The sequence below is a fragment of the Actinacidiphila oryziradicis genome, assembly GCF_005047355.1.
Lineage (GTDB): Bacteria > Actinomycetota > Actinomycetes > Streptomycetales > Streptomycetaceae > Actinacidiphila > Actinacidiphila oryziradicis.
Genome location: NZ_SUMC01000295.1, coordinates 1 through 2177, shown reverse-complemented (window position 1 = coordinate 2177; position 2177 = coordinate 1). Strand labels below are relative to the sequence as shown.

Here is a 2177-nt window from a genome sequence, read left to right as displayed (position 1 = left end):
ATCATCGGCCACATCGGCCAGGAGATCGGCATTGCTCAGCGTCACGCTCAGAAGATCCTGTTCTCGCCCCACTAACAACAGAAGACTCGATTGTCCTCATGTCTCATGAGAGTCTGACAGGGAGGGCAAACGAGGTACAGGGGGGAGTGAAGAAGGCATAGCAGGGCACACGCTGTCCACTGTCCAGGAGGTCGTTAACTATGTTTCCCCTGCTACTCGTTCTGCTTCTCGCCCTGATCCTCTTCGGTGCCGGATTCGCCATCAAGATTCTTTGGTGGGTCGCCGTCGCTGTCCTGGTCATCTGGCTCGTCGGCTTCGCCGTGCGCTCCACCAACTCCGGCGGTGGCCGCGGTCGGTGGTACCGATGGTGACTTGACACGACCATCCCCATCCCTCATGGCCCTGCCGGAATTCCGGCAGAGCCCATGACGTGCAAGCAAACGGGGCAGCCGGTGACCGGGGCAATGCAGTGGAGGGATCACGGCCAATTCTGCGGGATAGGCACATCTTGCCGGGGCGGAGCCTGACACGCGCGAGGAATCCGCGTGAACCTCCTGTCCGCCCGTCCCAGCATCCGGCGACTGGTCCCAGCGAGCGGGCCGGGTTCATGGAGGCCCCGCCGACCGGGCTGGCCCACAGACCCGCCACCACGATGTAGGCGCCGACGCCGATCGCGGACAGCGGCCCCACGTTTTGTGCGCTGGAGGCCGTACCCAGGATCGTGCTGACGAGCCCGAGGCTGAGAACAGCTTCGATGACGAAAGCCTGGATCACGGTAAGACGAGCCGAGCCCGGGCGCTGATCCCAGCCGCTCAGCCGAGCCGACGGCCCCGGCGCAGTTCGCACCAGCGGACCGCTGCCAGTACCGCGGCCGTGCCCGCCACGAGGGCCGGCAGGACCAGGGCGGTCCGTTTCCCGCTGGTGGCCACCACCACCGCGGCCACCGCCACAGCTACCAGCACGGCGGTCAGGACTGCCATGGCCCACACGCTGTCCTCCACACCCCGAAGTCCTCCGATGCGCCAGGTGCGCAAGCACCGCTCCAGCCGCCGGTCACGGCTCAGGCCGCATTCGATACCAGACAGAATCTGCCGTTCCCGCTTCGACAAAGCTGTGCTCACCCGACCACCGCCTCACCCGCCCGAACACCGACACCAATGGCCTACCCGGTCTGGGGGCGACCACGCCGCTGCCTGACCGCCACGTATGCCCCCGCCGGCGTCGGGACCTCACCCACGTTCTCCGCGAACCCCCGCAGGAGGCGCAGAAGCGGATGTGGGCCACGTCTCCAGGGTTGCTCGTCCGCGGCTACTCGTGTGGGTCGGGACCGGACGCGGCCGCCAGTGCTGGAACAACCGCATCGACGAGGGCAAGACACGCCGGGAAGCCGTCCGCTGCCCCAAACGCTACGTGGCACGAGAGATCTACCAGTCCAGCAGCGTGTCGAGCGCGGCGTCGACGTCGAGAAGGTGGACCTCCTCGCTGGCGGGGACGGCTTCGTAGGCGCGGCGGAAGTTGCGCAGGTCGCCCGTGACGAGGTCGATGAGGGCGATGCCTTCTCGCCCGCGCAGTTCGATCACGGTGTGGGCGGGGTCGTAAGCCAGATGTGGACATCGCCGTCGCCGGAGGGGGCCCGGAGGCCGGCGGCGAGGAGGTTGCGGGCGAAGGTCCAGGTGATGTCAGTTCCGTCGAGGGAGACGGAAGAGGGGAAGGTCAGGTTGTCAATCCCCTGGTTTCGTAGAGGCCTTCTCTATGCGGCCTGACCGTGTTGTTGGTGGTTGGCGCGTGCTTCTCTGATGGTGCGTTCGAACTCGATGGGTGCCAGTCCGGCGGCGGCGCTGTGCCGGCGGCGCGGGTTGTAGAAGTCCGTGATCCAGGTGGCGATCCGCAGCCGGGCCTCGCTGCGGGTGGCGAACTGGTGCCGGTGGATGTACTCGACCTTGATCAGCGAGTTGAACGACTCCGCGGCCGCGTTGTCCAGCGCCGATCCCACCCGCCCCATGGACTGCACCACACCCAACCTGGCGCAGAGGCTGTTGAACGCCTCACTGGTGTACTCCCCGAGTTCAATAGGTCGTCGCAACACTGCTTGTCAGAGATCATAGATGCTCGTTGAAGACCTCGTCGGGGGTCCTCCATCCGAGGGTCTTGCGGGGGCGGTTGTTGAGGACGGTGGC

General features: G+C 66.2%; 6 protein-coding genes. 1 reads left to right on the top strand and 5 read right to left on the bottom strand.

The window, feature by feature from the left end; genetic code table 11:
* The first annotated feature begins 200 nt into the window (after positions 1–200).
* Positions 201–371, top strand: a complete 171-nt coding sequence (locus FCI23_RS55335) for a hydrophobic protein (RefSeq protein WP_136731710.1) — start codon at positions 201–203, stop codon at positions 369–371.
* On the opposite strand, the gene FCI23_RS64570 is transcribed toward FCI23_RS55335, so the two are convergent.
* The 5 genes from FCI23_RS64570 to FCI23_RS55315 all read right to left on the bottom strand — a co-directional run bounded on the left by FCI23_RS64570 (position 298) and on the right by FCI23_RS55315 (position 2083).
* Positions 298–846, bottom strand: a complete 549-nt coding sequence (locus tag FCI23_RS64570; RefSeq protein ID WP_407646172.1) for an aquaporin — start codon at positions 844–846, stop codon at positions 298–300. The two genes, FCI23_RS55335 and FCI23_RS64570, sit on opposite strands and share 74 nt — an antisense overlap.
* On the bottom strand, positions 813–980 hold the full coding sequence (locus tag FCI23_RS62220; protein WP_246144943.1) for a hypothetical protein: 168 nt from the start codon (positions 978–980) through the stop codon (positions 813–815). The genes FCI23_RS64570 and FCI23_RS62220 overlap by 34 nt, the downstream gene beginning before the upstream one ends.
* 444 nt (positions 981–1424) lie before the next feature.
* Entirely contained in the window at positions 1425–1580 is a 156-nt protein-coding gene (locus tag FCI23_RS62215; RefSeq protein WP_246144942.1) for a hypothetical protein, read from the bottom strand.
* Entirely contained in the window at positions 1577–1717 is a 141-nt protein-coding gene (locus FCI23_RS62210) for an SsgA family sporulation/cell division regulator (protein ID WP_407646173.1), read from the bottom strand. Before FCI23_RS62210 ends, FCI23_RS62215 begins: the two co-directional genes overlap by 4 nt.
* Before the next feature lie 33 nt (positions 1718–1750).
* Positions 1751–2083: an integrase core domain-containing protein gene (locus tag FCI23_RS55315; protein WP_136731708.1), complete on the bottom strand. Its 333-nt coding sequence runs from the start codon at positions 2081–2083 to the stop codon at positions 1751–1753.
* Positions 2084–2177 lie beyond the last annotated feature (94 nt).

Coding starts and splice junctions, on each gene's coding strand:
- FCI23_RS62220 (WP_246144943.1), bottom strand. CDS start 980: ATGGCAGTCCTGACCGCCGTGCTGGTAGCTGTGGCGGTGGCCGCGGTG.
- FCI23_RS55335 (WP_136731710.1), top strand. CDS start 201: ATGTTTCCCCTGCTACTCGTTCTGCTTCTCGCCCTGATCCTCTTCGGT.